The organism is Pedobacter nyackensis, from assembly GCF_900176505.1.
In the GTDB taxonomy this organism is placed as follows: domain Bacteria; phylum Bacteroidota; class Bacteroidia; order Sphingobacteriales; family Sphingobacteriaceae; genus Pedobacter; species Pedobacter nyackensis.
The window spans coordinates 46,871-52,996 of record NZ_FWYB01000022.1 but is presented as its reverse complement, the minus strand read 5'-3'; the positions used below and the strand labels follow the sequence as shown (position 1 = coordinate 52,996).

The 6,126-nt window shown below is 42.9% G+C and carries 1 protein-coding gene; it reads right to left on the bottom strand.

What is annotated here, in order from left to right:
• The coding region (locus B9A18_RS23875) for an Ig-like domain-containing protein (protein ID WP_084292274.1) at positions 1–5,837 on the bottom strand (5,837 nt) is incomplete at its 3' end.
• Positions 5,838–6,126 lie beyond the last annotated feature (289 nt).

The window sequence follows — 6,126 nt, the reverse complement described above, 5'->3', positions numbered from 1 at the left end:
CAAGTAATTGCAGTAGCAGGGCTGGTAACCGTTGGCGTTGGATTAACGGTTACTTCATAAATAAATGTTGGTCCACTACAGCTGTTTGCAGATGGGACAATTTCATAGATTACCACTATTGGAGCTGAAGTTGTATTCTTCAAAGTTTCTGTAATGGAATTTCCGGTTTGGGGATTAGCTGTCGGGTTGCTGATGCCTGTAACAGCTACTCTGCTCCAGGTAAAAGTTGTTCCGCTGACATTACTGGTGATGGCATAACTTTGGGGTGTATTGTCGCAAGTAATTGCAGTAGCAGGGCTGGTAACCGTTGGAGTTGGGTTTACTGTTAGCGTATAAGTAAACATTGGGCCATTACATCCATTTAATGAAGGAATGATTTCATACACAACATTTATAGGGGCTGAGGTGGTATTCTCCAATGTTTCTGTAATAGAATTCCCGGTTTGGTTGCTGACTCCTGCATTGCTGATGCCTGTAACTTCCGCTCTGCTCCAGGTAAAAGTTGTTCCGCTGACATCACTGGTGATGATGTAATTTTGGATCGTGTTGTTGCAAAGTATATTACTTGAAGGACTGGTAACCGTTGGTGTTGGATTAACGGTTAATGTATAGGTGAAAATCGGTCCCTCACAACCACTTAATGAAGCGGAAATTTTGTATACCACATCAATTGGATCCGAGGTTGTATTTACAAGAGTTTCTGTAATTGTGTTGGCGGATTGTGCAACAACGGAAGGGTTGTCAATTCCAACAACTGCAACTCTGCTCCAGGTAAAAATTGCACCAGTAACATCGCTGGTAATGGGGTAATTCTGAGGGGTGTTATTGCAAATCGAGGCATTTGCTAAGCTTGTAATCTTAGCCGTAGGGTTTACTATTACCTTATACGTGAATATGGGGCCAGTACAATCATTAGCAAAAGGGGTAATTTCATAAACCACTTCGACAGGAGCTGCAGTCGTATTCTCCAATGTTTCTGTAATGTTATTTCCGGTTTGTGCACTAACCAGCGGGTTGCTGATACCTGTAACTTCGGCTCTGCTCCAGGTAAAAGTTGTTCCGCTGACATTGCTGGTTATATCATAATTTTGAATAGTGTTGTTGCAAAGTGTATTATTTGAAGGACTGGTTACCGTTGGTGTTGGGTTTACTGTTAGCATATAGGTAAACGTTGGCCCGTTACAACCATTTAATGAAGGAATGATTTTATATTCAACATTTACAGGAGCTGAGGTTGTATTCTCCAATGTTTCTGTAATTGAAGTGCCGGATTGTGCAACAGTAGGGTTATTGATCCCTATAACTGCTGCTCTGCTCCAGGTAAAAGTTGTTCCGCTGACATCACTTGTGATGGTGTAATCTTGAGCTATTTTGTTGCAAATAATTGCTGTAGCAAGGCTGGTAACCGTTGGAGTCGGACTTACACTTAGCTTATAAGTAAATACTGGGCCATCACATCCATATGCTGAGGGATAAATTACATACTCAACATCAATAGGTGCGTTTGTTGTATTGATTAATGACTCCGAAATCGGGCCGGTTTGGTTGCTGACTGCTGCATTGCTGATGCCTGGAACTGTTGCTCTGTTCCAGGTAAAAGTTGTCCCAATGACATCACTTGTAATGGTATAGTTTTGTGCAGTGTTGTTACAGATAACCGCTGCATCAGGACTGGTAACCGTTGGTGTTGGGTTTACTGTTAGCGTATAAGTAAACATTGGCCCATCACATCCATTTAATGAAGGAATGATTTCATACACCACATTTACAGGAGCTGAAGTTGTATTCTCCAGTGTTTCTGTAATGGAGCTTCCTGATTGGGGTAGTACTGGCGGATTGCTTATTCCTGTAACTTCCGCTCTGCTCCATTTAAAGGTAGTATTGCTTACATTGCTAGTGATATCATAATTTTGGATAGTGTTGTTGCAAAGTGTATTACTTGAAGGACTGGTAACCGTTGGTGTTGGATTAACGGATAATGTATAGGTGAAAATTGGCCCCTCACAACCGCCTAATGAAGCAGAAATTTTGTATACCACAACAATTGGAGCCGAGGTTGTATTTACAAGTGTTTCTGTAATTGAATTGCTGGATTGTGCAACAGTAGGGTTATTGATTCCTGCAACTGCAACCCTGCTCCAGGTAAAAGTTACACCGGTAACATCGCTGGTAATGGGGTAACTCTGAGGGGTGTTATTACAAATCGAGGCATTTTCTAAGCTTGTAATTTTAGGCGTAGGGTTTACCATTACCTTATACATAAATACGGGGCCAGTACAATCATTAGCAAAAGGGGTAATTTCATAAACCACTTCCACAGGATCAGAGGTTTCATTCACCAACGTTTCTGTAATGTTATTCCCGGTTTGGCCACTAACCAGCGGGTTGCTGATACCTGTAACTTCCGCTCTGCTCCAGGTAAAAGTTGTTCCGCTCACATTGCTGGTGATATCATAATTTTGTATAGTGTTGTTGCAAAGTGTATTACTTGAAGGACTGGTAACCGTTGGTGTTGGGTTTACTGTTAGCGTATAGGCAAACGTCGGCCCGTTACAACCATTTAATGAAGGGATGATTTTATATTCAACTTCTATCGGATCTGAAGTTGTATTATCCAATGTTTCTGTAATGGTATTTCCTATTTGTGCAATAACTTCCGGGTTGCTGATACCGGGTATGGTTGCCCTGGTCCAGGTAAATGTGGTTCCACTCAGATTGCTTTCAATGTTATAGTTTTTAAGGGTTTTATTGCAAACAGAAGAACTTGAGGAGCTGGTTACCGTTGGAGTTGGATTTATTGTTATGGTGTAAGTAGCCGTTGCTTCAGAACAACCACCTAAAGCGGCAATTGTATTGGTAATTTCGTAGGTTCCAGGAGTACTCAATTGAAGGTCAATTTCACCGGTAGTGTTGTTGATGAATACTAATCCAGTCTCTGAACTAAAGATTCCTGCACTGGCACCTAAAGGAAAGTCAGGAAGTGCCTGGCCGGTTTGATTCTGGCAATAAGGACTGGTATAAGTAAATGAGGCATCTGGAGCCTCTGTAACAGTTATTTCTGTACTGCTGCTATAAACACAGGTTGTATTTGTTGAGAAAGTAATGGTGTAAGTTCCAACTGCACTGGTGGCTAAGTTAATTTCGCCAGTTGAAGCATTTATCGTGAGCCCAGGAGTACTCGTAAAAGTTCCTCCAGGATTTACAACCGTTGGTGTTGGATTGGAACCCGTTTTACAGAAAGTACCGGATGTATAATGAAAATCTGCATTTTCTTCGGGGATAACGGTTACTGTAACAGATGTATAGGGGCCTGGACATCCTTCAGCAGATATTGCTTGAACGCGATATGTCGTGGTTGCAGTTAATACAGGCGTGGTGTAGGATGCTGTAGAGGCCAGTAATGCTCCAGCCATTGTGTACCACCGGTATGTCCCTCCTGGCGCTGTTGCTGTTAAAATCAGAGTGTTGCCGCTGCATATTGTTCCTCCTAAAGCTGTTGGTGCAGCAGGAAGGGGATTCACTGTTACAGTTACAGCTGTGCGGGCACTCGTACAACCATTAACCGTTGTTTCAACATAGTAGGTTGTGGTTGTAGATAATATTGGCGTTGTATAATTTGCATTCGATGCAAGAAGATTCCCTGCGACTGGAGCATCATACCATTTGTAACTTCCTCCAGGGGCAGTTGCGACTAAAATAGTGGATGTGCCACTGCAGATTGTGGGATTTATAGCAGTTGGAGCAACTGGAGTCGGGTTTACTGTAACCGTAACAGCCGTGCGGGGGCTGGTACACCCATTTACAGTGGTTTGAATATAATAGGTAGTTGTAGTTAATAATGCAGGTGTAGTAAAAGTATCATTACTACTTAAAAGTGATCCGCCGGATGGGGCAGTGTACCATTCGTAATTTCCACCCGGAGCTGTTGCAGTCAGCACTGTAGCATTACCGCTACATATCGTAATGTCTGCCGCAGTTGGTGCGGACGGTATCGGGTTAACCATAACATTTACGGCGGTTCTGGCACTTATGCATCCATTAACATTGGTTTGCACATAATAATTTGCACTTCCGGTTAATGCTGGTGTAGTATAGGTGGGACCAGTGCCCAGAAGTGTTCCGCCTGTTGGAGCACTATACCATTGGAAAATTCCATCTGGGGCAGTTGCAGTTAATGTAGTGGAGCTGCCGCTACAAATAGTGGCTCCTAATACTGATGGAGGAACCGGAATTGCATTAACGGTTACAGTGACAGCTGTACGGGCACTCGGACAACCATTAACCGTAGTTTGGACATAATAAATGGTTGTTGCTGTTAAGGCAGGCGTGGTAAATGTACTGCTACTTATTAATGGAACTCCTCCGGACGCAACATCATACCACTCATAGTTTCCACCTGGGGCGGTTGCCATTAATGTAGTGGATGTACCATTACAGATCGTTGAGTTTGACGCTGTTGGGGCAATTGGGGTAGGATTAACCGTTACTGTTACAGCAGTTCGGGGACTGGTACAGCCATTTACAGTGGTCTGAACGTAATAGGTTGTTGTAGTTGTTAATGCCGGTGTAGTAAAGGGGCTGCCACTAGCTAAAGGTATTCCACCAGATGGGGCACTATACCATTCATAATTACCACCTGGGGCTGTTGCGGTCAGTACTCCGGCATTGTCACTACATATGGTAATAGCAGCCACAGTTGGTGCAGCTGGTATGGGGTTAACAACAACATTAACCGCGGTCCTGGGACTTGTGCATCCATTCACGATGGTTTGCACGTAATAGGTTTTACTTGAAGTAAGTGCCGGCGTAGTGTAGATTGCATTGCTGCTCAACAAGTTTCCGCCTGTTGCTGCGTCATACCATTGGTAAGTACCACCAGGGGCTGTAGCGCTGAGTGTTGCCGCACTGCCGCTGCAAATTGTGCTGCCGCTTGCTGTTGGCGCGTCAGGAGTTGCTGCAGCTGACACTACGATAGATTGAGGTACTGGTGCACAATTCGTATTGTCGGAAACAGTCACAACATAAGTTCCAATATCAGTTGTGCTTATAGATGAAGCGGTATTAGATAAAGGTGCTCCGTCTCTCGTCCAGGAATAGCTATAAGGGGGATTACCGCCTGTTACCGAGGTTGAGAGTGTTGTAGCAGTTCCGCTACATATTACCGTATTTCCGGGATTAAAAGCAACTTGCATGCCGGGTACAACGTAAACTCTTACGATATCCGATCGTAGGTTTGGGCAGGTAGATACTGTTCCACTAACCTTGTAATCTATATAAGCAGGGGCTGTTGGTCCTGCAGTAAATGTAGTTGTTGTACAACCGGATTGACAACTTAAGAAGGAATTATAGGCACCTTGGGTACCAGGGTATATCGATGTCCAGGTGACTGTGGCAGGATCTACACCAACTACACTCAGTGGAGCGGAACATCCCGTCCTGACAATAAGATCGGCAGATGCTGATACCGAAGTTGAAGCTGTTATTGTATACACTATATTGGTGTTACCCCCCGGTTTACAAAAGGATAAGCTGACTTGTGTTTTTCCACTGATACAAGCCGGAGTACCAACGGGGGTTAGTGCACCACAATCAATTGTGTAAAAACTGGATCCTGTAACTTGGTCGGGACTAAAACTAACCAAATCGGTACCAGGATTAAGTGTGATGTTAAAAACGATACAATCACTATCGCCACAATTTGTTCCTGACCTAGGGTATCCAGTGTAAGTTTTAGTAATGTTAGGAGAAGCGGTTAAATCAACATTTATTACTGTTTGTCCTGATCCTGATGTATTAAACAGGATAATAAATAGGAATAAAGCGAGCAATCTTAACATAGCTGATAAGATAATAGGTTTGATTATAAGGGCAAGGTGATTAACCTTATCCCAAGTTACTATATTTCTTTAGGAGAACAATGAAGATTTATATTTTAATTTATGGTTATATAAGTTTCTGACAGATTTTTTTTGATACCCACAGCTACATGAAAGGTGATTTCCTGAAATTCTGGATAGAGACACTGTTTCGCAGGGTCCAGAAGCCTAATAAAAAATGGTTAATCTCAAGCCTGTTTTTCAAAATTTGAAAATAAAATCTTGTATATTACTTGTCATTTTGTGTCGT